Below are 22352 nucleotides of genomic sequence, written 5' to 3'. Positions count from 1 at the left end.
GCGCACGTAATGTCGATTCTTTCGTTTTTGCTGGGCGAGAAGAAGAAATCCGCGTCGGTAGCGAAGGAACGCCTGCAGTTGATCATCGCGCACGAGCGCGCCGGCGGCCATGCGCCCGCCGATTACCTGCCTGCGTTGCAACGCGAACTGGTAGCCGTGATTTCGAAGTACGTGAAGATTTCCCACGACGATATTCGCGTGAGTCTCGAACGCCAGGACGACCTCGAAGTGCTCGAGGTCAAGATCGAAATACCGCAGGCCTGATTGTTCACGGCTTGCGTCGCTCTGCTTCGGTTTGCTCCACATGACGTGCTGCGCGCCTCGCTTTGTTTCGTCGATCGGACGTGATGGAGTGGGGCTCGTAAGCGCATCCCTCGCGGGCCGCTGCTTGCGCAGCTACTCGCGCCGCCATGCCGCCGTCGAAATAATCCGTTGCGCTTCAGAGCCGCCCGCTATACGCGCTGCAGTCAGCCTGTTCGTCCCCTCGCGCATTAAACGGATAACGCCACATCCGGTGTCTATCCGCAGAGGGAAAACATGAGCAGGACCTTTCGCTTGCTGCTCGCTCGGGCCGTATTGACCGTCGCCGGCGCGGCCGGTGTATCTGTGCGCGCCGGCGGTTGCCGTCTACTGATGGGCGGCGCCGGGGCTGTCTTCAGCGGGAGTGTCGCCATCGACCGTTGCGGCCGCGGCAGGCTCGGGCGTCTCGAAAGGGTGAATATTGCCACCACTGGATTGGCCAAATTGTTTGAAGGAATTTTGAAATATATTCAAAGCGGTATTTGTAAGGCGTGGTGCGTATATGTAACGCGTCGTATTAAGAACCGCATCGCATGCTGCGGTCTTCAGCGTTGATTACCCTAATCGTCGGCTAAAATAGTTTGACGTTTGAACAACTAACAGGTCCTCAATGAAGCGAGTCCTTATCGTCAAGGTCACGTCACTCGGCGATATCGTGCAGGCGCTGCCGGTTGTCGCCGACATCAAACGCGCTTATCCCGGCGTTCAAGTGGACTGGGCGGCTGACGAAGCATTCGCCGAAGTGGTGCAATGGAGCCAGGGTGTGGATCGCGTGCTGTGCGCGCCGCTGCGCCGCTTCAAGAAAGCACGCCGGTGGGCCGATTTCAAAGCGATCGCCGCGTCGATCGCCGAATTGCGCGTCTACCGCTACGACTTCATCGTCGACATTCACGGTGTCTATAAGAGCGCGATCATCGCCTTTCTGGCGCGCTCGTCGCAGCGTATCGGGTATCAGTCCCAGGATCTCGGCGAGCGCGGCGCCGCGTTTGCCTATACCGGCCGCTTCGGTCCGCGTCCGCAGTGCAATGCGTGGCACGGCATGCGTATCAGCGCAGGTCAAGCGCTCGGCTATGAGGTCGAAGGGCCGGCCGTCTACAATCTGCGTCTGCCCGATCCGGCCGCGGCGCCGTTCGCGGCGGACAGCGCGCCGGTCGCCGCGCTGTTTCACGCCACGTCCAAAGACGACAAGAAGTGGCCGATTCCCCATTGGGTAACGGTCGGCCGCGAGTTGGCCGAGCGCGGTTTCCAGGTGGTGTTGCCGTGGGGCTCGGAGGGCGAGCGAGCCGAGGCGCAGAAGATTGCCTCGCAGGTGCCGGACGCAACCGTCCTGCCGAAGATGAGCGTGACCGAAATCGCGCAGATGATCGATGCATGCGCGCTGGTGATCGGCACCGATACCGGCTTCGTCCACCTCTCGCATGCGTTGCAGAAGCGCACCGTGATGATCTTCGTCGCGACGTCGCCGTCGCATTGCGGCGTTGAAGCGCCGTTCCGTTCGATTTCCATCGGCGACGGCCGTTCGGTGCCGTCGATCTACGCAGCGCTCGACGCAATCGACTACGTGTGCACCGATCCGAACGCCATCGAAACAGAGCGCGGCTCGGCTGCGGCCTGAACGCTTCTCGCGCTTTCGCGCAAACCTTTGATCAAAAGAAAAGAGGCGCGACGCGCACTCGCCCGATCAGACCGGCGCTGCCACGGAACGCCTCCGAAAATCGCCCGCGTCGGGGAACGGCGGGCGGAGAGGAATCAATGAGCGGCATTGCGCATTACACGCCTGTTAAATCTGTCGCTTTTCGTTGAACACCTGATTGGCCACGCGCGCTGTTTTCCGTTCACCGTGGCTCGCGGCGTAGTACGCGAGCGCGGCTAATTCATGCGCATCATCAGCAGCTTTATCCGCGCACCCGCCGCCGGCCGGGCCTGCGCCGGGTCGGGATGTTCAACGCAGTATAGGCGGTGTTCTCTTCCGATGTGAGCCGGTCGCGGCCACGCTCGGCAACCTGGCGGTTACAGGGCGCAATCGTGTAACACGTTGGTGACCTTCCCTTACAAATCGCAACGCTCGCACGAGGCGGCGTCGTGTTCAATCGAGTCATTCGGGGTTGGCTCGAATGACTCTGACACAAAGGGAGAACAACGTGAAACGCTTGATCCTGACTTTGATTGCAGGCTCGCTGCTGGCTACGGCGCTCGGCGGCTGCATCGTCGCCCCGGCGCCGGGTTACTACTACGGCGGTGGCGGCTACTACCATCACGGTGGCTACTACTACTAGCGGCTAGCGGCTAACCGCTAACGGCTCGCAGTGCATGTACAGCGCTGAAGCATGCGACCGCCACGGGCCCGCATGGGCTCTGGCAGTCGCAACCGTGGTGCGGGGCGCCTCGCGAGGCGGCCCGCAACGCTTACGCTACTTACGCTAGCAGCATTTCGAAAGCGACCACGGCGGTGATCGCCGCCGCGTTCGCGGCCAGCGCTTCCACCACGATGCCTTTCCAGCTCGCCGGGCGAAAGCGCAACGTCAGCAGCAGCGAACACAGCAACGCCAGCGCAATGATCACGACGACGTCTGCGTTGTGGAGATGGATGTTCATCCGGGCCTCCCTGCTTGCCAAAGGGTTATTCGACCCGAGTATAGGCAAGTCAAAAAGGCACGCAAGACCGGGAAGTGACTCAGGACGCGGCGTGCCCCCTCGTTACATCAGGCGCGTATCGCGCGTCTCGCGCATGCACAGCACGCCGATCATGCTGACGGCCGCGGCGATCGATACATACGCGCCTACCCAGCTCAGTCCGCCGTGCGCGGCCAGTACTTGCGCGATATACGGCGCCACTGACGCGCCGAGAATCCCGCCGAGGTTATACGACACGCCTGCACCGGTGTAGCGCACGTTGGTCGGGAACAGTTCCGGCAGCAACGCGCCCATCGGCGCGAAGGTCACGCCCATCAGGAACAGTTCGATCACGAGGAACAGCAGCACCAGCGGCGTCTGACCGCTGCCGAGCAGCGGCGCCATCGCGAAGCCGGACAGGATCGCCGCGAGGATGCCGGCGATCAGCACCGGCTTGCGTCCATAGCGGTCGCTGGCCCATGCCGACAGCGGTGTGGCGAGCGCCATGAACACCACCGCGATGCACAGCATGCCGAGGAAGGTCGGCCGCGGAATGTGCAGCACCGACACGCCGTACGACAGCGAGAACGTCGTGGCGTTGTAGAACAGCGTGTAGCAAACCACCATCGCCAGTGCGCCGAGCAGCGTCGGCCGCCAGTGTTGCGAGAGCAGCGTCGCGATCGGCACCTTCACGCGTTCCTTGCGTTCGATGGCCGCCTGGAAGGCCGGCGTTTCCGCGATCTTCAGACGCACATACAGGCCGAGCACGACCAGCACCGCGCTGACGAGGAACGGCACGCGCCAGCCCCAACTGCGGAATTGCTCGTCGGAGAGCGACAGCGCGAGGCCGAAGAACAGACCGTTGGAGGCCAGAAAACCGATCGACGGCCCGAGTTGCGGGAACATGCCGAACCAGCCGCGCTTGCCCGCCGGCGCGTTCTCGGTGGCGAGCAGCGCGGCGCCGCCCCATTCGCCGCCGAGGCCGATGCCTTGACCGAAACGCAAAATGCATAACAGGATCGGCGCGAGGCTGCCGATCGAGTCGTAGCCCGGTACCAGACCGATCAGCGTGGTGGACAAGCCCATCACCAGCAGTGAAGCGACCAGTGTCGATTTACGGCCGATCCGGTCGCCGAAATGACCGAACAGGAACGAGCCGATCGGCCGCGCGATGAACGCGATGCCGAACGTGACGAAGGCCGACAACGCTTGAGCGGTCGCCGAGCCGTGCGGGAAAAACACCGGTCCGATGACGAGCGCCGCGGCGGTCGCATAGACGTAGAAATCGTAGAACTCGATCGCGGTGCCGATGAAGCTCGCGAAGATAATCCGCGCGGTGCTGTTTTGCCCGCTTGCATTGGGCTGGGCCGCGGAAATCGGCGAAGTGGACATGCAGGGTCTCCTTGTGTCGTGACGCCGCCGGGCGCCGGGCCGCGTTGGCGGACGGCGTGGGTTCAGGCGGCATCTTTGTTCAGGGTCGTGCGCCTCGGCGCGTCTCGCTGGCCTGTCAAGGCCACGCGCGATGAAGGCGACGATGCGCAACGATGCGCGACAGCTTACAACGGCAGCCGGCGGCGGACGTACGCGAAAGCGCCGATACCAGGGAATAACCAGGTGCGTTGCAGGCGTCGAGCAGCTGGCGCGCCAGGGGCTGGGCGGCCGGTTCAGCGCCAGGCGCTCATCGTCGGGCAGGCGCCAACCGGGTCAGTTGTCGGTAAGCGTAGCCAGTGCATCGAGCAGGCAGCGCGCGCGGATGACGCGGCGGCGCTGCAATCGGGCGCTCGCCGCGCCGGAGGGTGAGCGGGCGGCGACAGCCATGCCGGAAGGCTCCGGCGGGAGGAATCGGAAAATTATAGCGAGCGCGGCCGCAGCGCAGCAAGGCGGCGCATGGCGTATCGCCTGGCTTGCCGTCAGCCGTATTCAGTCGATGGCTTGCGCTTGCGGTGACGCGAACGTGCGCAACTGGAATTTGCCGTCGTCGTTGAAGAGCCAGTCTTCGAACAGTTCGAGCTGGCCACGGCTGTTCAGCAATTTGCCGGGTGGCTGCGGCAGCGGCGCGGCACGGCGCAACGTTGCAAGCGCGGTGCTCTCGGCTTCGTTGTCGCCGTTGGTGCGATACACCGCCGATTGGACCAGCTGACCGTTGCTGTCGACCGTGAACGAGACCACCACCAGCGAGCGCAGCATCGCTTGCGGCGTGCCGCGCAGCACATAGGATGGATTGCGCTCGATGATGCGTTGGGCGACGGCGCTGCGGTACTGATCGAGCGTCAGGCTGTTGATGGCGGCCACCGGCGTCTGGACGACCGGCCGTTGCGGCAGCGTGATGGTGCAGCCGGTCACGGCGAGCGCCAGCATCGCAGTTGTTGCCAACGCGGCGCTGCGCACGTGCGATGGGCATGCGCAGACGCGTGAAGCAAAGCGTTCAGTAAAGCGGCGAAGGTGGCGCGCGCGGCTGAGCATCGTCGTAGAAGCATTGAAACCAGATCTAACTGGATGGTAGTCAAAAAGCGCAAGGATGCAATTGGCGTTCGCCCTGCGATGCGATGCAACGAAGGTAGTGCGTTCGCAAGCCCGCTGAGCGTGACGTCGGCGCTGCTTACCCGCGAATTGACTTACCATCGCGTAACGCCCAATCCGGAACAGAAACCAACGCCATGATTACCTGCTATCTGCGCTACATCATCGACCCGTACAAACTGAAAGAATTCGAGCACTACGGCAAGCTGTGGATTCCGTTGGTCGAAAAATTCGGCGGCCGCCATCACGGCTATTTTTTGCCGTCCGAAGGCGTGAGCAATGTAGCGCTCGCGATGTTCTCGTTCGAATCGCTGGCGGCTTACGAGGCGTATCGCATCGAGTCGATGGGCGATCCCGACTGTCAGGCCGCGTTCGCGTATGCGGAACAGACGCGCTGCATCGTCAGTTATGAGAGGAGTTTCTTCAGGCCGGTTTTCAGTTGATCGCGCGCTCTGTAATGGCCTGAAATAAGGCCGGAATCCTCTGCGGCCGAAACAAGCCTACACTCTGATGGCCTCTTTCGAGAGGCATCGGTGGAAGTCTTTCATTTAGCCCGCTTTGTGCGGGCTTTCTTTTGTGCGCCGTCCGCCGCCCGCCGCTTTCCTGGCCTGAAAAACAAAAAAGGCGAACCCGCCGGTGGGTTCGCCTTTTGCCATGTCGTCCGTGCGTAAGAACGCGCCGGACTGCATTGTTTGACGCGTCGCGTTACTTCAACGCATTCCGTGCAGCCTTGACGGCGGCAAGAACCTGTTCGGGCGCCGTGCCGCCCGCATGATTGCGACTTGCCACCGACCCTTCGAGCGTCAGATACGAGAACACATCTTCGCCGATCAGATGCGCGACGTTCGGCAACTCGCTGCGCATTTCCTCGAGCGTCAGGTCGGCCAGATCGCAGCCGCGATCGACGCACACCCGCACCGCCAGCGCAACCGCTTCGTGCGCATCGCGGAACGGCAGGCCGCGCTTGACCAGATAGTCGGCGAGATCGGTTGCCGTGGAGAAGCCTTGCAACGCGGCGTCGCGCATGGCTTGCGGCTTCACCTCGATGCCGGCCACCATCTCGGCAAAAATCCGCAGCGTATCGGCAACCGTATCGACGGTGTCGAACAGCGGCTCCTTGTCTTCCTGGTTGTCCTTGTTGTACGCGAGCGGCTGGCCTTTCATCAACGTCAACAGCGCCATCAGATGGCCGTTCACGCGGCCGGTCTTGCCGCGCGCCAGTTCCGGCACGTCCGGGTTCTTCTTCTGCGGCATGATCGACGAACCGGTGCAGAAGCGGTCGGCCAGATCGATGAAGCCCACGCGCGGGCTCATCCACAACACCAGTTCCTCCGAGAAGCGCGACACGTGCGTCATCACCAGCGCCGACGCTGCCGTGAATTCGATCGCGAAGTCGCGATCGGACACCGCATCCAGCGAGTTCGCGCAGATGCCGTCGAAGCCGAGCGTTTTCGCCACTGCGTGACGGTCGATCGGATAGCTGGTGCCTGCCAAAGCCGCCGCGCCCAGCGGCAGACGGTTCACGCGCTTGCGGCAATCGAGCATGCGCTCGGCGTCGCGCGAAAACATTTCGACATAGGCCAGCAGGTGATGGCCGAACGTGACCGGCTGCGCGACTTGCAGGTGTGTGAAGCCGGGCATGATGGTCGACGCGTTCTGCTCGGCCATGTCGAGCAGGGCCGTGCGCAGATCCTTCAGCAGGCCGCCGATCCGGTCGATTTCGCCGCGCAGCCACAGACGGATATCCGTCGCGACCTGGTCGTTACGCGAGCGGCCGGTATGCAGGCGCTTGCCGGCGTCGCCGATCAGCGCGGTCAGGCGTGCCTCGATGTTCAGGTGGACGTCTTCCAGATCGAGTTGCCACTCGAACTCGCCACGCTCGATTTCACCCTTGATCTGCGCCATGCCGCGTTGGATCGCGGCATTGTCGTCGGCGGCGATGATCTTCTGCGCGGCCAGCATCGAGGCGTGCGCAAGCGACCCTTCGATATCGACGAGCGCCAGACGCTTGTCGAAGAAAACCGACGACGTATAGCGTTTGACGAGTTCCGACATCGGCTCCGAGAAGCGAGCCGACCAGGCTTCGCCTTTTTTGTGCAGTTGGGACGTCATGGTGTTTGGCAGTTGAGCGGTGAGGAGGCTGACGGCGTTTGCGTACGTAAGGTATGCGGGCGCCGCCGAAGCGAAGAAAGGGATTTTAACACCGGGGCGGGGGTGCCAAATGGCGTCGGCGGCCTGCGGCGGTTATTCGGGCAAAAAGCATCCCAAGGCACCGCCGGCCTAAGCGGGTTGTTCGGTCACGGGCGGCGGTAAAGGCGCTGTCGCTGCGGCGCCTATTCGCGCACCAGCACCACCAGCTTCAGATCTTCGCGATGCGCGGGCTTGAAGGTGATCTGGTCGTAGACGATGCGGCCGTCGCGCGGATGGTTGAATTCGCGCCGTCCGCCTTCGCGGCCGCCCACGTCTTGCGACGCCCAGAAGCGCGCGAACGCGTCGCTGGCGGCGCTCAGCGAGTCGATCAGCGCGCGCGTGGGCGCATCGTTCAGATGGCGGATCGAGTCGGCGCGAAATTCGGCGGCGAGGCGCCGCGCGCGCGTTTCCCAGTCGAGGATCAATTCGCGCGCGGCCGGCTCGGTGAACGTGTAGCGCAGCAGATTGCGGTCGTGCGCGCCGTCCAGCCAGCCGACGAAGAGGTCGGAGGCGCGTTCGTTCCAGGCCAGCGCATTCCATTGGCGATCGAGCACATAAGCCGGTGCGTTCACCAGTTGCACGGTTTGCAGCAGCGTGGCGGGTGCATCGGCGGCGGCCGGGTCGGGCTCGGCCGGATCGCGCTGGGCGGCCAGTTCGAACAGATACGCGCGCTCGGCGCGCGACAGTTGCAGCGCCACGGCGATCCGCGCCAGCGCATCGGCCGATGCGGATACCGGCCGTCCCTGTTCGATCCATGTGTACCAGGTCGGGCTGACACCGCATAACTGCGCGACTTCCTCGCGCCGCAAACCCGGCGTACGGCGGCGCGGGCCCGGCGGCAGGCCGACCGCTTGCGGCGAGAGCCGCTCGCGGTGCGCGCGGATGAAGTCGCCGAGCGCGCGGGCGGGCGTTGCGTCGAGTGGCGGCGGGTGGTCGGCTGAGGACGGCGTGGTCATTCTGGGTAGTCGTTCGGCGTGGTCGTTCAGATCAAGCGCCACTTGGCGGGTGTTATCGATACCAGAATAATTGCTTAACTTGTACTGGTACACGGCGGGCTCTATTGTAACGGCTGGAACGGCGCACAGCGTTCCAACCCGATCCCACACAAGTAACCGGAGCCTCCCATGAAACATCACGATCAGGTCGCCGACGCCTTCGGCTCGACCGCCGCCGCGTATTTGACGAGTCAGACGCATGCCACCGGCGCCGATCTGCAGACGCTGGCCGATTCGATCGCGGCGACCCCGGGCGCGACGGTGCTCGACATGGGCTGCGGCGCGGGCCACGCGAGCTTCGCGGTGGCGCCGCATGCCGAAGCGGTAATCGCCTACGACATCGCGCCGCAGATGCTGGCAACGGTCGAAGGCGCGGCGCGCGAGCGCGGCCTCGCCAATATCCGCACGCAACAGGGCGCCGCCGAAACGTTGCCGTTCGACGCTCATTCTTTCGACTGGGTCATCAGCCGGATGAGCGCGCATCACTGGCACGACGTGCCGCGCGCCCTGGCCGAGGTGCGTCGCGTCCTGAAGCCGGGCGGCAAGGTGTTGTTCATCGACATCGCCGGCATCGATCATCCGCTGCTCGACACGCATATTCAGGCGGTGGAATTGCTGCGCGACGGCTCGCACATTCGCGACTATCGTGCCGACGAATGGATCGCGCTCTTCGAAGCAGCCGGTTTTACGGCGACGATTCGCGAGCGTTGGCGGATTGCGATCGAGTTCGAATCGTGGGTGGCGCGCATGCGCACGCCTGAGCCGCGTGTGGTGGCGATCCGCTCGCTGTGGAACAGCTCGCCCGATGAAGTGCGCCAGTATTTCGACGTGCAGGAAGACGGCTCGTTCAAGCTCGACGCGTTGATGGTCGAAGCGCAATAAGCAGCGCAGTAAGCAGGGCAATAAGCCGCGCGACAAGCCACAAAAAAGAAAACGACGGAATGCCGCAACCGACATTCCGCCGCGTGCAGCGGACCGTTCGAACATAGCGGGGCGCAGCAAGCCGCCCACCCGCCGCGTCGCAAAGAAGCGTCAGCCCGTATTCCGCAGGCCCGCCGCGATCCCGTTGATGCTCAGATGAATCCCGCGACGCACGCGCGCGTTCGTATCGCCCGCGCGGTGACGCTTGAGCAGTTCCACCTGCAGGTGATTGAGCGGGTCGAGATACGGGAAGCGGTTCTTGATCGAGCGCGCGAGCAGCGGATTTTCCGCGAGCCGCTCGCTCTTGCCGCTGATCTCCGACAACACTTTCGAGGTGCGCTCCCATTCCGCGACGATCCGCTCGAACACGTGCTTGCGCAGCTTCTTGTCGGAGACCAGCTGCGCGTAGCGCGAGGCCACCGCGAGGTCGGTCTTCGCCAGCACCATGTCCATGTTCGACAGCAGAGTCGAGAAGAACGGCCACGTCTTGTACATCTTCTTGAGCAGCGCGAGACGGCGTGCACGTTCCGCGTCGCTCGGCGCGCCGTCCAGATGCGCGGCCACCGCGCTGCCGAAACCGTACCAGCCGGTCAGCAGCAAACGGCATTGGCCCCATGAGAAGCCCCACGGAATCGCGCGCAGATCTTCGATCTTGCGTTGCTTCGGGTCCTGCAATTTGCGCGAAGCCGGACGGCTGCCGATGTTCAGCTCGGCGATCTCCGAGATCGGCGTCGATTCGAAGAAGTACTCCTTGAAGCCAGGCGTCTCGTAGACCAGCGCGCGATACGACGCCATCGCCGCATCGGACAATTGCTGCATCGTCTCTTCGAAGACGGGCAGTTGCGCGGGCGCATTGCCGTGCGGCAGCAGCGATGCTTCGAGCGTCGCGGCGACCACGGTTTCGAGGTTGCGCCGGCCGATTTCCGGATTGCCGAACTTGCTGGCGATCACCTCGCCTTGCTCGGTCAGGCGGATCTGACCGTCGACGGTGCCCGGCGGCTGCGACAGAATCGCCTGATAGGTCGGGCCGCCGCCGCGGCCGACCGTGCCTCCGCGTCCATGGAACAGGCGCAGCGTCACGCCGCGCTCGTTGAACAGCGACACCAGCGCGAGCTCGGCGCGGTACAGCTCCCAGTTCGACGTGAGGAAACCGCCGTCCTTGTTGCTGTCCGAGTAGCCGAGCATCACTTCCTGCTCGTTGCCCTGATGTTCGATCAGCGCGCCGACGCCCGGCAGCGCGATCAGATCGCGCATGATGTGCGATGCGTTGCGCAAGTCGGGGATCGTCTCGAACAGCGGAATCACCATGAGCGCGGCCCTGGCCGGATCGTTGGCGTCGCCGAGACGACCATGCAGCAGGCCCGTTTCTTTCTGCAGCAGCATCACTTCGACGAGATCGCTGACCGTCTCCGTGTGCGAAATGATGTAGTTGCGTACCGCGCGTGCGCCGAATTTCTCGCGCGTGACGCGGGCCTCCTCGAGCACGCCGAGTTCGTTCTTCACGAGGTCGGAATACTCGACGTACGGCGAGCGCAGCAGACGCGGCTGCGCGAGTTCCAGGAGCAGCACGTGCAACTTGTCCGCTTCTGAGAGCGCGGCATAGTCCGCTTCGACGCCCGCGCGTTTCAGCAGCTCCGCGATCACTGCTTCATGGATGTCGGAGCTTTGGCGCAGATCGATGCTGGCGAGGTGAAAACCGAATACTTCGGCGGCGCGAGCGAGCGGCGACAGGCGCGGTGCGGCCAGCGACGCGCCGTGATGCTCGGCGAGCGAATCGATCAGCACATGCAGGTCGCGCACGAATTCGGCAGCGTCGCCGTACGGTTTGGCGCGCACCGGCGCCGCGCCGCGGCCCGCGCTGCGCACCGGCACGCTGCCTTCGCCGAGGCGCACGCGCGCGCTCGCCGCGAGCCGCGTGTACACGCCGATCAGCGCGCGGCGATACGGCTCGTCGACGCGATGCGGCGACTGGTCGGGCGAGGCGGCCGCGAGTTCTTTCAGTGCGTCGCTCGCGCCGGCCAGCAGGTTCGATACCGACAACTCCGCGCCGAGCTTGTGCACCTTCTCCATGTAGTGTTCGAAGATCACCGCGGCCTGGCGGGCGATCGCGTGCTCGAGGGTTTCCGCCGTGACGTTCGGATTGCCGTCGCGGTCGCCGCCGATCCAGCTGCCCATCTGGAAGAAGGGCGGCAGGCGCGCGGCGAGCCCGTGCTCGGTGAGTGCGTCTTCGATGTCGGCGTAGAGCGCCGGGATTTCCTCGAGGAAGGTGGCGCGGTAGTACGACAGCGCGTTTTCGATTTCATCGTCGACCGTCAGCCGCGAATCGCGCAGCATCCGGGTTTGCCAGAGCGACGTGACGCGGGCGCGCAGCATCGCTTCGTTGTGCGCGCGCTCGCGCTCGGTCAGCGGCTGATCGCGTTCGGCGAGCAGGTGTGCGATGTGGTGCTGGGCGTCGAGAATGCTCTTGCGCTGCACTTCAGTTGGGTGCGCGGTCAGCACCGGCACGATCAGCGCTTCGTTGAAGAACTGCTGCAAGACCGGCGTCGCGGCGGCGCCCGCTTCGACCAGCCGTTCGAGCGCATGCGCGACGGTGCCGGGCTGCGAGGTCGAACCGGCCAGCGCGTGAATGCGGTGACGGCGGTTGCGGTGACGGTCTTCGGCGATATTCGCGAGGTGCGAGAAATAGCTGAAGGCACGCACCACGCTGACCGTTTGCTCCGGGCTCAGCGAACGCAGCTTCTTGTCGAGCGTCTGCGCGGCGGCGCTGTCGTCTTCGCGGCGAAAGCGCACGGCGGTCTGACGGATCGTTTCCACGACGTCGAACACCGCGTCGCCTTCCTGCTCGCGCAGGACGTCGCCGAGCAGCCGTCCGAGATAACGGATGTCCTGGAACAGCGGGTGGTCCTTGTCTTCACGCGTGCGGCCGCCGCTTTTCGGCGCTGGCACGATCGTATCCTTCGACGCGGCTTGCAGCTTGGGCGCTTTGGGCGCTTTCGCCGCGTTCGCCGCTTTCGCGTCTTGAGCCGCTACGGTTTCGCCTGCGGCGGCGTTGATCTTGATCTTCGTGGATCCGGCCTTGGCCGGTTTGGCTGCCTTGGCGGCAGTCGCGGCTTGCGTTGCCGCGCTGGCCTTGACGGGTGTGGAAGCTTTGGCGGCCTTGGGGGTTTTGGCGGCATTCGCTGCTTGAGCCGCTTTGGTCACTTTGGCGGCGCGTTTGGCCGGTGCGGCCTCGGAAGCAGAAGCGGCGGAAGCGGCGGATGCAACGGCGGCGTCGGCCGCGGAAGCGTTGGGCAATGCAGTGTTGCGGCGAGCAGGGCGCGCCGATCCGGAAGACGTCACGATGGGTTTCCTCAGGGAAGCCAGGGTCTATTGAACGATGGACTGCTACTACGTGGCTACTGCTTGGACTGCAGGAAAACGATACGCGTCGATGGACATGCGCTGGGGATTGGGCCGAGCGTTTTTGCACAATACGCACGAAAAAACGCACACTGTGTGCACGCTATGCACGAGACGCCGCACTGCATCATCGCGCATGCCGCCGCACGATGCGCGAACGACCGTGCGTGAACAGGCGAAGGATGTGGCAGGTGCGCGCCGCGCGGAGCCCGTCTCCTCCATCGATACCGCGCCAGCACGGCGCTCCGGCGTGCCTGAAGACACAAGGGCGCGTGCTAACATTGATTGTTATTACATCCCGTCATTCGATCAGCAAGCTAATGAACACCGAGACGTTATCCGCGCCACCTCACACGCTTGTGATTGCGTCGCGAGAAAGCCGCCTGGCCATGTGGCAGGCGGAGCATGTGCGATGTGCGCTGCACAAATTATATCCATCTTGCGACGTAAAAATCCTCGGGATGACCACACGCGGCGATCAAATTCTCGATCGCACCTTGTCGAAGGTCGGCGGCAAGGGCCTCTTCGTCAAGGAACTGGAGAGCGCGCTGGCCGACGGCCGCGCCGATCTGGCCGTGCATTCGCTCAAAGACGTGCCGATGGAACTGCCCGCCGGCTTCGCGCTGTCCACCATCATGGAGCGCGAAGACCCGCGCGATGCGCTGGTGTCCAATGAGTACGATTCGCTTGCTGCGCTGCCGGCCGGCGCCGTGGTCGGCACCTCCAGCCTGCGCCGCGAAGCGATGCTGCGCATGCGTTACCCGCATCTGGAAGTGCGGCCGTTGCGCGGCAATCTGGATACGCGGCTGTCGAAACTCGATCGCGGCGACTACGCGGCGATCATTCTGGCGGCTGCCGGTCTGAAGCGGTTGGGTCTGGCCGAACGCATCCGCGCGTTGCTCGATCCCGAAGACAGCCTGCCCGCAGCCGGCCAGGGCGCGCTCGGCATTGAGATTCGCGCCGACCGCGCCGACCTCGCGGCGTGGCTCGCACCGCTGCATCACGAAGCCACGGCCGCCGCCGTCGAAGCGGAGCGGATGGTGTCGCGCGCGCTCGGCGGCAGTTGCGAAGTGCCGCTCGCGGCCTATGCAAGCTGGCATGACGGCGCGTTGCATCTGCGCGGCATCGTCGCGACGCCCGATGGCCGGCGCGTGTTGAGCGCGCAGGCGTCGGCGCCCGCGCCGAGCATCGAACGCGCGGTCGCGCTCGGCCAGGAGGTGGCGAACGCGCTCGAACAGCAGGGCGCCATGGAAATCGTCCGCGCGCTCAGCGCGGCGAGCGGTCCCGCCGGCGCGGTGACCGGCGAGTGATGGCGGCCGCTATCCCAGGCAACGCATCTTCCTCCGTCGGCCAGGCGGCGTTCACGGTCGTGATTACGCGACCGGCCGGTCAGTCGAGCGAACTGGTTGCGCTGCTCGCGGCGGCCGGCATCGTCACGCTGGAGTTCCCGCTGATCGACATCGCGCCTGTGGCAGACGACGTGCCGTTGCGCTCCGCGCTGGCCTCGCTCGAACGCTACGCGCTGGTGGTGTTCGTGTCGCCGAACGCGATCGACCACGCGTTTGCCCGCAGCAACGCGATCTGGCCGCATGCGCTGCCGATCGGCGTAGTCGGCCCCGGCAGCGTGCAGGCGCTCGCGCGCCACGGCGTCGCGGCGCCGGCGTACCACGTCGTCAGCCCGCCTGCCGTGGCCGACGACGATACGGCGCGCTTCGATTCCGAAAGCCTCTTTGCCGCCATCGACACCGCGCTCGGCGCGGCGACGCTCGAAGGCAAACGCATACTGATCGTGCGCGGCGACGGCGGCCGCGAGTGGCTGGCCGACCGTCTGCGCGAAGCGGGCGCCGAAGTCGAGACGGTGGCGGCGTATCGCCGTCTCGTGCCGGAACCGTCGATCGCCGCGTGGGCGCGCGTGCACGCGCTGCTGGCAGGCGCACCGCATGCGTGGCTCCTCACCAGTTCCGAAGGCGTGCGCAATCTGCACGAACTCGCGCAAGACCATCTCACCGCCGACGAGATCGCGCAGCTGAAACGCGCCACGCTCGTCACGCCGCATCCCCGCATCGCGCAGACCGCGCGGGCATTGGGTTTTGATAGCATTACGGTGTCCGGCGCGGGCGCTGAGCGCCTTGCCCGCGCCTTGCTTGCCGCCGTGCCTCCCGTTGTTCAACCGGTACCGACCAACCCGGCTCATTCACCGGCTAAATCACGCATGACTGAAACGAACGCATCTACGAACGCTTCACCCCAGCCGGCCGCGACCACTGCGTTGCCGCCGAATCAACCCTTCACGCCCTACGAAGCGCAAAAAAAGCGCCGCAGCGCGAGCGGACCGCTGTTGTGGTTTGTCGTCGTGATCATCGCCTGTGCGGCGGGCGTGGGCGGCTATGCGCTCAATCGCAAGGTGGAGCGCGCCGAGCAGCAGCTCGCGCAACGCCAGCAAGCCAACGACGCGCAGACCAGCGAACTGCGCGTCAAGACCGATCAGGCGCTCGCCACGGTTCATCAGTCGGACTCGCAGGTCGCGCAGCTCGAAGGCAAGCTTGCCGACGCGCAAAGCGCGCAGCAGGCGTTGCAGCAGCAATACGCCGATCTCGCGCGCAATCGCGACGACTGGACGCTCGCCGAAGTCGGCCAGATGCTCTCGGCGGCGAGCCAGCAGTTGCAGCTCACCGGCAACACGCAACTCGCGCTGTTCGCGCTGCAAAGCGCGGACACGCGCCTCGCCGCTTCGGACGGCGCGCAGGTGGTCGCCGTGCGCAAGGCTATCGCGCAAGACATCGACAAGCTGAAGGCAGCGCCTTCCACCGATCTCACGGGTCTGGCCATCAAGCTCGACAACGCGATCGATCAGGTCGACAGCTTGCCGCTTGCCGGCGAAGCACCGATCGCCCATGCCACGCCAAAGGCTGCCGCCTGGGCCGACACGGCGAAGGTGGCCGCGGCCACCGGCGAGCCGCGCTGGAAAGTGTGGTGGCGTGAAGTCACGAGCGGCATCGGCCAGCAGCTGACCAGCCTCGTGCAAGTGCGCCGCATCGACAACGCCGACGCAATGCTCGTCGCACCGGATCAAGGCTACTTCGTGCGCGAGAATCTGAAGATGCGCTTGCTGTCGGCACGGCTTGCGCTGCTCTCGCGCAACCAGACCACGCTGAAGTCCGACCTGCACGCGGCGGACGCCGCGCTCAAGCGCTACTTCGACAACACGTCCAGGAAGACGCAGACCGTGATCGATCTGGTCAAGCAGGTGGACGCGGGCTCGGCGGCAGTCGAGGTGCCGAATCTGAATACGAGTCTGCAAGCCGTCAACCAATACCGGAGCCGAGGTTAATCATGGCAATCCGGGGACTTCTATGGCTTGCGTTGCTGTTCGCCGTCGCCGTGGTGCTGGCGGTGGTCGGGCGCTTCGACACGGGGCAGGTGCTGCTGGTCTATCCGCCGTACCGCGTCGACATCTCGCTGAATCTGTTCGTGGTCGGCCTGGTGGTGCTGTTCATCCTGCTGTATGCGCTCCTGCGCATCGGGCGCAATATCTGGCGCATGCCGCAGCGTGTGGTCGCGTATCGCGCGCGCTCGCGGGTCGCGAAGGCTCACGCCGCGTTGCGTGACGCGATCGGCAATCTGTACGCCGGCCGTTTTTCGCGTGCTGAAAAAGCCGCGAAGGATGCGCTCACGAATGGCGACAACAAGGGCGCAGCCGGTTTGATCGCGGCCACCGCGGCGCACCGCATGCATGAATACGCGCGGCGCGACGAATGGCTCGCGCAGATCGACGGAGCCGACTGGCAGGACGCGCGCCTGATGGCCACCGCCGACATGCGCGCCGACGGCCGCGACGCGGACGGCGCGCTCACCGCGCTGACCGAAATGCAGTCGCAGGGCGCACGGCGGATTCACGCGCAGCAGATCATGTTGCGCGCGCAGCAGCAATTGAAGAACTGGGGCGAAGTGCTCAAGCTCGTCAAGACGCTGGAAAAGCGCGAGGCGATTCATCCGGCGGTGGCGGTGCGTTTGCGTCAGCTTGCGGCGGAAAACCTGCTGCGCGACCGCCGTCACAATGCTGATGCGTTGCTGGAGTTGTGGCGTTCGCTGTCGGCCACCGAACGTCATTCGCCGCGTCTCGCCGATCTCGCTGCCGAACTGCTGGTGTCGCTGAATCGTCCGCAGGAAGCGCGCAAGATCGTCGAAGAAGCGCTGGCGCAGAACTGGGACGCGCGTTTGCTGCGCCGTTATCCGGACACCGCCGCCGGCGACGCCTTGCCGCTGATCCAGAAGGCCGAAGGGTGGCAGAAGGAGCGTCCGGAAGATGCGGATCTGCTGTTCGCGCTGGGCCGCCTGTGTCTGCATCAGCAGTTGTGGGGCAAGGCGCAGTCGTTCCTCGAGCACGCGCTGAAACTGGCCGACAACGAGACCTTGAAGATCCGCTCGCATCGCGCGCTGGCGCGTTTGCATGAGCAGCTCGGCGATGCGGACAAGGCGAGCCAGCATTATCGCGAGAGTGCGCTGGCGATGAATGTGGTCTGAGGGTTGCGCCGCACGCTCGGAACGGCGCTACCTGCTCTACGTCATCAACCGGCTTACTTGTCGACCATCTTCGCCGGCACGCTGATCGCCAGCAACCCGCCGAGAATCAGGAACGCCGCCAGCATATACATGCCGGAATCGTTCGCGGCGGTCACCTGTTTGAGCCAGCCGACCGCATACGGACTCAGGAAACCCGCGAGGTTGCCGATCGAGTTGATCATCGCGATGCCGGCCGCGGCGCCGGTGCCCGCGAGGATCGCCGTCGGCAGGCTCCAGAACAGCGGCAGGGTGGTCAGGATGCCCATCGTCGCGAGCGTGAGCGAGGCCATGGCGAGCACCGTGTTGTGTGTCCACACCACCGACAGGATCAGCCCGATCGCGCCGGCAAACGCCGGCAACGCGATATGCCAGCGGCGCTCGCGCGTACGGTCCGCGCTGCGCGATACGAATACCATGGCGACCACTGCCGCCGCGAATGGAATCGCGGACAACAGGCCGATCATGAAGGCATCGGTGACGCCGGTCGTCTTGATGATGGTCGGCAGCCAGAAGCTCACGCCATAGAGGCCCATCACGAACGAGAAGTACGTGAGGCTCAGCATCAGCACGCGAGCGCTCGTCAGCACCTGGCGGATCGGCATGTCGTGCTTGGTGGCTTCTTCGGCCGCGACGTGGCGTTCGAGCAATTGCTTTTCCTCATCGCTCAGCCACTTTGCCTTCGAGATGCGGTCGTCCAGCAGCAGGAACACCATGATGCCGACGATCACCGACGGCAGCCCTTCGAGCAGAAACAGCCACTGCCAGCCGTGCCAGCCGTGCGCGCCGTTGAAGCTCTTCAGGATATAGCCGGATACCGGCCCGCCGATCACGCCGGACAACGCGATCGCCGTCATGAACAAGGTGGTCATGCGGCCGCGCCGGTGCGCCGGATACCAGTAGGTGAGATACAGGATGATGCCGGGGAAGAACCCCGCTTCTGCCAGGCCGAGCAGGAAGCGCATCACGTAGAACATCGTCGGCGTGGTGATGAACATGGTCAGCATCGAGATCACGCCCCACGACACCATGATCCGCGCGATCCACACGCGCGCGCCGACCTTGTGCAGGATCACGTTGCTGGGAATCTCGAAGATGAAATAACCGAGGAAGAAAATCCCCGCGCCGAAGCCATACACCGCGTCGCTGAGATTCAGATCGGCGCTCATTTGCAGCTTCGCGAAGCCGACGTTGACGCGGTCGAGATACGCGACCACGTAGCAGAGCATCAGGAACGGCGCGAGCCGCCAGGTGACCTTGCGGTAGGTCGCCTCCTCGAACGTGGAAGGCGGCGCTCCCGCGCCGGGGTGGTGGAGCGGATTTGCGGGACTAGCCATGGTGTCTCCTCTTTTCTTGTGTAAATGAAGTACCGCCGTCAATCGATTCTATCTGCGACGGGTTGTCTGCACGGTGATCCGATACCGGGGGAAAACACTGATTTCGAAGCAGGCGGCGGCTCTCATGCGCGGCCGCCATGCCGGTTAAACGCAGCGCCCGCCGTCGACTTCGAGGCACACGCCGGTGATGAACTCCGCCTCGTCCGAGGCCAGATAGAGGGCAGCGTTGGCAACGTCCTGCGGCGTGGAAAAGCGCCCGAGCGGAATGCCGGCGAGGAAGCGTTTGCGATTCTCAGGCGTATCTTCGACGCCCATGAATTCCGAGAGCAGCGCCGTCTCGCCGATCACCGGATTCACGCAGTTCACGCGAATGCGGTCGGGACCCAGTTCGACGGCGAGCGACTTGCTCGCAATGATCACCGCGCCCTTGCTGCCGTTGTACCAGACGAGGCCCGGCCGTGGCCGCACGCCCGCCGTCGACGCGATATTGATGAAGGCGCCGCCGCCCTGCTCGCGAAAATACGGCACGAATTCCTGCACGCTCCAGTAGATGCTTTTGACGTTGACCGCGTAGACGCGGTCGAACTCGGCTTCGGTGACATCCAGCACCGGCTTGTTGCGATGCGTGGTGCCGGCATTGTTGACGACGATCTGCACGCTGCCGAAGTCTTCGAGCGCGGCCTCGCGCAGTTGCTGCCAGTCTGCGCGCTGCGCGACGTTGCCCGCCACCGCGATCGCTCTGCCGCCGGCCAGCGCGATTTCGCTCGCCACGCGCTCGGCCGCCGCGCCGTTCAGATCGTTGACGACCACGTTCGCGCCTTCGCGCGCGTAGGTCTTCGCGATGCCTTCGCCGAAACCTGAGCCGCCACCCGTGACGATGGCTGTTTTACCTGTCAATCGCATGATGTCTCCGTTGTTTGTTGTGAATGGTGATGCGTGACGCGAAGTGTCTGACGGCGACCTAAGCGTGACCTAAGCGCAACCTAAGCGCAACCTAACCGTGCCGGATCGCGATGGTCTTCAGCACCGTGAAGCCGTACAGCGCTTCAAAACCCTTCTCGCGGCCGTGGCCCGAATGCTTGACGCCGCCAAACGGCAATTCGACGCCGCCGCCCGCGCCGTAGTTGTTGATGAACACCTGGCCCGAGCGCAGGCGCCGCGCAAGGCGCATTTGCCGCGCGCCGTCGCGCGTCCAGATGCCAGCGACGAGGCCGTACTGCGTACCGTTGGCGAGCGCGAGCGCTTCATCCTCGTCGGCGAAGGACATGGCGGCGAGCACCGGGCCGAATACTTCGTCGCGCGCCAGGCGGTGCGTGGCGGGCACGTCGCGCAGCAGCGTGGGCGCCTGATAGAAACCGCTTTCCGGCGCTTGCGGAATCACTTCGCCGTGTGCCGCCATCGGGATGCCGTCGTGTTGCGCGTCGGAGAGAAAATCCCATACGCGTTGCTGCTGTTTCGCGTTGATCAGCGGTCCGCAGTCGAGATCGGCATGCGACGGACCGACTCGTAACGCGTGGAAGGCGCTGCTCAGCCGGTCGAGTAATGGCTCGTAGATAGCCCGGTCGATCAGCACGCGGCTGCCCGCCGAGCAGGTTTGCCCGGCGTTTTGCACGATTGCCGAGATCAGCACGGGGAGCGCCGCATCGAGATCGGCGTCCGCGAACACGATTTGCGGCGACTTGCCGCCCAGTTCCAGCGTGACCGGCACGTGATTCTCGGCGGCCATCTGCGTGACGAGTTTGCCGGTTTCCGGCGATCCGGTGAACGAGATGTGATCGATACCGGGATGGCGCGCGAGCGCCGCGCCGGCTTCATGGCCGTAGCCGGTGACGATATTCAGCGCGCCCGGCGGCAAACCCGCCTCGGCGGCCAGTTCGGCGACGCGCAAGACCGACAGGCACGCATCTTCGGCCGGTTTGACGACGCACGCATTGCCGGCGGCGAGCGCTGCGCCGACGCTGCGGCCGAAAATCTGCATCGGGTAATTCCACGGCACGATATGGCCGGTCACGCCGTGCGGCTCGCGGATCGTCAGCACCGTGTAGCCGGCTTGGTAAGGCAGCGTTTCGCCGTGCAGTTTGTCGGCGGCGCCGGCATAGAACTCGAAGTAGCGGGCGAGGGCGGCGGAATCGGCACGCGCCTGTTTGAGCGGCTTGCCGGTGTCGCGGGCTTCGAGTTGCGCCAGTTCTTCCTGGCGGGCGGCGACCAGCATCGACAGCCGGTAAAGCACGCGGCCGCGTTCGGCAGCGCTCGCTTCACACCACGCGCCCTCGAAGGCGCGGCGGGCGGCGTGGACGGCGGCGTCGATATCCGCCGCGGTGCCGCGCGCAAGCTGGGTGAACGGCTGGCCGTCCGAGGGATCGAGCACGGCGATCGTCTCGCCGCCTGATGCGGCAACCCATTCGCCGCCGATGAAGTGTTTGGCTTCTTCCATGCATGCTCCTGTGAGGCGCGAACCCGAGGCACAAACCCGAGGCACAAATCCGAGGCACAAATCCGAGGTTCACATACCTGATGTTCACAAACGAGAGGCACAATCGAGAGACGCCTGACGATTATCGCGCCGATCCGGCAAAGGGTGCCATCGGCCGATTGGCTATAATGGCGTACCCCGCACTGTCCGGCCGCTGCGCGTTGTTCGACAGGTTCACGTCTGTTGAACGTACACGCGGCTCACGCCGCACCCCGTGTTCCGAATTCCATCCTGATCAGAGAGCGCTCATGAGCTTCAATCACGTCCCCGCAGGCAAAGACCTTCCGCAAGATTTCAACGTCATCATCGAAATCCCGGCGCAGAGCGATCCGGTGAAGTACGAAGCCGACAAGGATTTGGGCCTGCTCGTCGTCGACCGTTTCATCAGCACCGGCATGCGCTATCCGGCCAACTACGGCTTCATTCCGCAAACGCTGTCGGGCGACGGCGATCCCGTCGACGTGCTGGTGATTACGCCGTTCCCGCTGCTGGCAGGCTCCGTGGTGCGCGCACGCGCGCTCGGCATGCTGCAAATGACTGACGAATCGGGCGTGGACGCGAAGCTGATCGCCGTCCCGCACGACAAGATCTGTCCGATGACGGCCGACCTGAAGTCGATCGACGATGTGCCGGCGTATCTGAAAGACCAGATCAAGCACTTCTTCGAGCAATACAAGGCGCTCGAAAAGGGCAAGTGGGTGAAGGTCGAGGGCTGGGCGGGCATCGAAGCCGCGCACAAGGAAATCAGCGAAGGCGTGGCGAACTACACGAAGTAAGCTGCGTTAACCGGTTGGAAAAAACCGCGCGAGCCTGCAAGGGCCGCGCGGTTTTTTATGGGTCGGTTTTTCATGAGCCTCATATAGCGTTCGATGTGCATGGCCGAATGCCGGTTGAATTCCCGCTTGAATTCCCGCTTGGCCCGGGCGTCTGGCCTGTCCGCCACATAGACAAAATGCATCGGCTGAATGAACCGAAGGCATTTTTATGGCTAGGTGTAAACCCTTATCATTCGCCGCCTGTCGCAGGTTTCCTGTCGTCGGCGTA

Annotated in this window: 19 protein-coding genes; 10 read left to right on the top strand and 9 right to left on the bottom strand. The window is 64.5% G+C overall.

The features are described 5' to 3' along the window. Positions 1-9 precede the first annotated feature (9 nt). The 4 genes from minE to AC3WLT_RS23505 all read left to right on the top strand — a co-directional run bounded on the left by minE (position 10) and on the right by AC3WLT_RS23505 (position 2576). On the top strand, positions 10-264 hold the full coding sequence (gene minE / locus AC3WLT_RS23520; protein ID WP_012432104.1) for a cell division topological specificity factor MinE: 255 nt from the start codon (positions 10-12) through the stop codon (positions 262-264). A gap of 273 nt (positions 265-537) precedes the next feature. Further along, positions 538-855 carry a hypothetical protein gene (locus AC3WLT_RS23515; protein WP_492594083.1) on the top strand — a complete coding sequence of 106 codons (318 nt, stop codon included), beginning with the start codon at positions 538-540 and terminating at the stop codon, positions 853-855. A gap of 55 nt (positions 856-910) precedes the next feature. Further along, positions 911-1915 (top strand): lipopolysaccharide heptosyltransferase I, encoded by a 1005-nt coding sequence (gene waaC, locus AC3WLT_RS23510; RefSeq protein WP_492594082.1) that lies wholly within the window; start codon positions 911-913, stop codon positions 1913-1915. Positions 1916-2441: 526 nt separating this feature from the next. Further along, positions 2442-2576 (top strand): hypothetical protein, encoded by a 135-nt coding sequence (locus AC3WLT_RS23505; RefSeq protein WP_492594081.1) that lies wholly within the window; start codon positions 2442-2444, stop codon positions 2574-2576. Positions 2577-2715: 139 nt separating this feature from the next. Here the strand turns inward: AC3WLT_RS23505 and AC3WLT_RS23500 are convergent, their stop codons facing one another. The 3 genes from AC3WLT_RS23500 to AC3WLT_RS23490 form a co-directional block, all read right to left on the bottom strand. Beyond that, the gene (locus AC3WLT_RS23500) at positions 2716-2895 is read right to left on the bottom strand and encodes a hypothetical protein (RefSeq protein WP_492594080.1); all 180 of its coding nucleotides are present in this window, start codon (positions 2893-2895) and stop codon (positions 2716-2718) included. 102 nt (positions 2896-2997) lie between these two features. Continuing rightward, positions 2998-4305, bottom strand: coding sequence for an MFS transporter (locus tag AC3WLT_RS23495; protein WP_492594079.1), 1308 nt, complete (start codon positions 4303-4305; stop codon positions 2998-3000). A 528-nt stretch (positions 4306-4833) separates the two neighbouring features. Continuing rightward, positions 4834-5376, bottom strand: coding sequence for an energy transducer TonB family protein (locus AC3WLT_RS23490; RefSeq protein WP_492594078.1), 543 nt, complete (start codon positions 5374-5376; stop codon positions 4834-4836). A gap of 194 nt (positions 5377-5570) precedes the next feature. Between AC3WLT_RS23490 and AC3WLT_RS23485 the strand changes: the two genes are divergently transcribed. Then, positions 5571-5876, top strand: coding sequence for an NIPSNAP family protein (locus AC3WLT_RS23485; protein ID WP_492594077.1), 306 nt, complete (start codon positions 5571-5573; stop codon positions 5874-5876). Positions 5877-6138: 262 nt separating this feature from the next. Here the strand turns inward: AC3WLT_RS23485 and argH are convergent, their stop codons facing one another. Together argH and AC3WLT_RS23475 are read right to left on the bottom strand one after the other, a co-directional pair. Then, the gene (gene argH, locus AC3WLT_RS23480) at positions 6139-7545 is read right to left on the bottom strand and encodes an argininosuccinate lyase (protein WP_492594076.1); all 1407 of its coding nucleotides are present in this window, start codon (positions 7543-7545) and stop codon (positions 6139-6141) included. A 221-nt stretch (positions 7546-7766) separates the two neighbouring features. Continuing rightward, positions 7767-8579, bottom strand: a complete 813-nt coding sequence (locus AC3WLT_RS23475) for a helix-turn-helix transcriptional regulator (RefSeq protein WP_492594075.1) — start codon at positions 8577-8579, stop codon at positions 7767-7769. A gap of 168 nt (positions 8580-8747) precedes the next feature. Here AC3WLT_RS23475 and AC3WLT_RS23470 point away from each other — a divergent pair, with 168 nt between their 5' ends. Continuing rightward, positions 8748-9500, top strand: a complete 753-nt coding sequence (locus tag AC3WLT_RS23470) for a class I SAM-dependent methyltransferase (RefSeq protein WP_492594074.1) — start codon at positions 8748-8750, stop codon at positions 9498-9500. A 150-nt stretch (positions 9501-9650) separates the two neighbouring features. Here the strand turns inward: AC3WLT_RS23470 and ppc are convergent, their stop codons facing one another. Then, the gene (gene ppc / locus AC3WLT_RS23465) at positions 9651-12878 is read right to left on the bottom strand and encodes a phosphoenolpyruvate carboxylase (protein WP_492594073.1); all 3228 of its coding nucleotides are present in this window, start codon (positions 12876-12878) and stop codon (positions 9651-9653) included. Positions 12879-13258: 380 nt separating this feature from the next. Here ppc and hemC point away from each other — a divergent pair, with 380 nt between their 5' ends. The 3 genes from hemC to AC3WLT_RS23450 are packed head-to-tail and all read left to right on the top strand — an operon-like array spanning position 13259 to position 17462. After that, a complete protein-coding gene (gene hemC / locus AC3WLT_RS23460) occupies positions 13259-14248 on the top strand; it encodes a hydroxymethylbilane synthase (RefSeq protein ID WP_492594072.1) in 990 nt (329 codons plus the stop codon). Next, positions 14248-16269 (top strand): fused uroporphyrinogen-III synthase HemD/membrane protein HemX, encoded by a 2022-nt coding sequence (gene hemDX, locus AC3WLT_RS23455; protein ID WP_492594071.1) that lies wholly within the window; start codon positions 14248-14250, stop codon positions 16267-16269. Before hemC ends, hemDX begins: the two co-directional genes overlap by 1 nt. 2 nt (positions 16270-16271) lie before the next feature. Next, positions 16272-17462, top strand: a complete 1191-nt coding sequence (locus AC3WLT_RS23450; RefSeq protein ID WP_492594070.1) for a heme biosynthesis protein HemY — start codon at positions 16272-16274, stop codon at positions 17460-17462. 53 nt (positions 17463-17515) lie between these two features. Here AC3WLT_RS23450 and AC3WLT_RS23445 read toward each other — a convergent pair whose 3' ends face one another. The 3 genes from AC3WLT_RS23445 to AC3WLT_RS23435 all read right to left on the bottom strand — a co-directional run bounded on the left by AC3WLT_RS23445 (position 17516) and on the right by AC3WLT_RS23435 (position 21269). After that, complete coding sequence (locus AC3WLT_RS23445) at positions 17516-18835, bottom strand: MFS transporter (RefSeq protein ID WP_492594069.1); 1320 nt, start codon at positions 18833-18835, stop codon at positions 17516-17518. A 144-nt stretch (positions 18836-18979) separates the two neighbouring features. Continuing rightward, positions 18980-19738: an SDR family oxidoreductase gene (locus AC3WLT_RS23440; protein ID WP_492594068.1), complete on the bottom strand. Its 759-nt coding sequence runs from the start codon at positions 19736-19738 to the stop codon at positions 18980-18982. A gap of 91 nt (positions 19739-19829) precedes the next feature. Then, positions 19830-21269, bottom strand: coding sequence for an aldehyde dehydrogenase family protein (locus tag AC3WLT_RS23435; protein ID WP_492594067.1), 1440 nt, complete (start codon positions 21267-21269; stop codon positions 19830-19832). Positions 21270-21556: 287 nt separating this feature from the next. Between AC3WLT_RS23435 and ppa the strand changes: the two genes are divergently transcribed. Continuing rightward, a complete protein-coding gene (ppa, locus tag AC3WLT_RS23430) occupies positions 21557-22084 on the top strand; it encodes an inorganic diphosphatase (RefSeq protein ID WP_492594066.1) in 528 nt (175 codons plus the stop codon). Positions 22085-22352 lie beyond the last annotated feature (268 nt).

It is taken from the genome of Paraburkholderia sp. FW306-2-2C-D06C (assembly GCF_058781505.1).
The sequence above is the reverse complement of the archived record's forward strand: the minus strand, read 5'-3'. Positions and strand labels throughout refer to the sequence as shown.

What these genes read in the sequence shown, in the direction of transcription:
- hemC (WP_492594072.1), top strand. Translation starts at nt 13,259, where the DNA reads ATGAACACCGAGACGTTATCCGCGCCACCTCACACGCTTGTGATTGCG.
- AC3WLT_RS23515 (WP_492594083.1), top strand. Translation starts at nt 538, where the DNA reads ATGAGCAGGACCTTTCGCTTGCTGCTCGCTCGGGCCGTATTGACCGTC.
- hemDX (WP_492594071.1), top strand. Translation starts at nt 14,248, where the DNA reads ATGGCGGCCGCTATCCCAGGCAACGCATCTTCCTCCGTCGGCCAGGCG.
- AC3WLT_RS23475 (WP_492594075.1), bottom strand. Translation starts at nt 8,579, where the DNA reads ATGACCACGCCGTCCTCAGCCGACCACCCGCCGCCACTCGACGCAACG.
- AC3WLT_RS23450 (WP_492594070.1), top strand. Translation starts at nt 16,272, where the DNA reads ATGGCAATCCGGGGACTTCTATGGCTTGCGTTGCTGTTCGCCGTCGCC.
- AC3WLT_RS23440 (WP_492594068.1), bottom strand. Translation starts at nt 19,738, where the DNA reads ATGCGATTGACAGGTAAAACAGCCATCGTCACGGGTGGCGGCTCAGGT.
- AC3WLT_RS23500 (WP_492594080.1), bottom strand. Translation starts at nt 2,895, where the DNA reads ATGAACATCCATCTCCACAACGCAGACGTCGTCGTGATCATTGCGCTG.
- AC3WLT_RS23490 (WP_492594078.1), bottom strand. Translation starts at nt 5,376, where the DNA reads ATGCTCAGCCGCGCGCGCCACCTTCGCCGCTTTACTGAACGCTTTGCT.
- AC3WLT_RS23435 (WP_492594067.1), bottom strand. Translation starts at nt 21,269, where the DNA reads ATGGAAGAAGCCAAACACTTCATCGGCGGCGAATGGGTTGCCGCATCA.
- AC3WLT_RS23485 (WP_492594077.1), top strand. Translation starts at nt 5,571, where the DNA reads ATGATTACCTGCTATCTGCGCTACATCATCGACCCGTACAAACTGAAA.
- waaC (WP_492594082.1), top strand. Translation starts at nt 911, where the DNA reads ATGAAGCGAGTCCTTATCGTCAAGGTCACGTCACTCGGCGATATCGTG.
- AC3WLT_RS23470 (WP_492594074.1), top strand. Translation starts at nt 8,748, where the DNA reads ATGAAACATCACGATCAGGTCGCCGACGCCTTCGGCTCGACCGCCGCC.
- AC3WLT_RS23445 (WP_492594069.1), bottom strand. Translation starts at nt 18,835, where the DNA reads ATGGCTAGTCCCGCAAATCCGCTCCACCACCCCGGCGCGGGAGCGCCG.
- argH (WP_492594076.1), bottom strand. Translation starts at nt 7,545, where the DNA reads ATGACGTCCCAACTGCACAAAAAAGGCGAAGCCTGGTCGGCTCGCTTC.
- AC3WLT_RS23495 (WP_492594079.1), bottom strand. Translation starts at nt 4,305, where the DNA reads ATGTCCACTTCGCCGATTTCCGCGGCCCAGCCCAATGCAAGCGGGCAA.
- ppa (WP_492594066.1), top strand. Translation starts at nt 21,557, where the DNA reads ATGAGCTTCAATCACGTCCCCGCAGGCAAAGACCTTCCGCAAGATTTC.
- minE (WP_012432104.1), top strand. Translation starts at nt 10, where the DNA reads ATGTCGATTCTTTCGTTTTTGCTGGGCGAGAAGAAGAAATCCGCGTCG.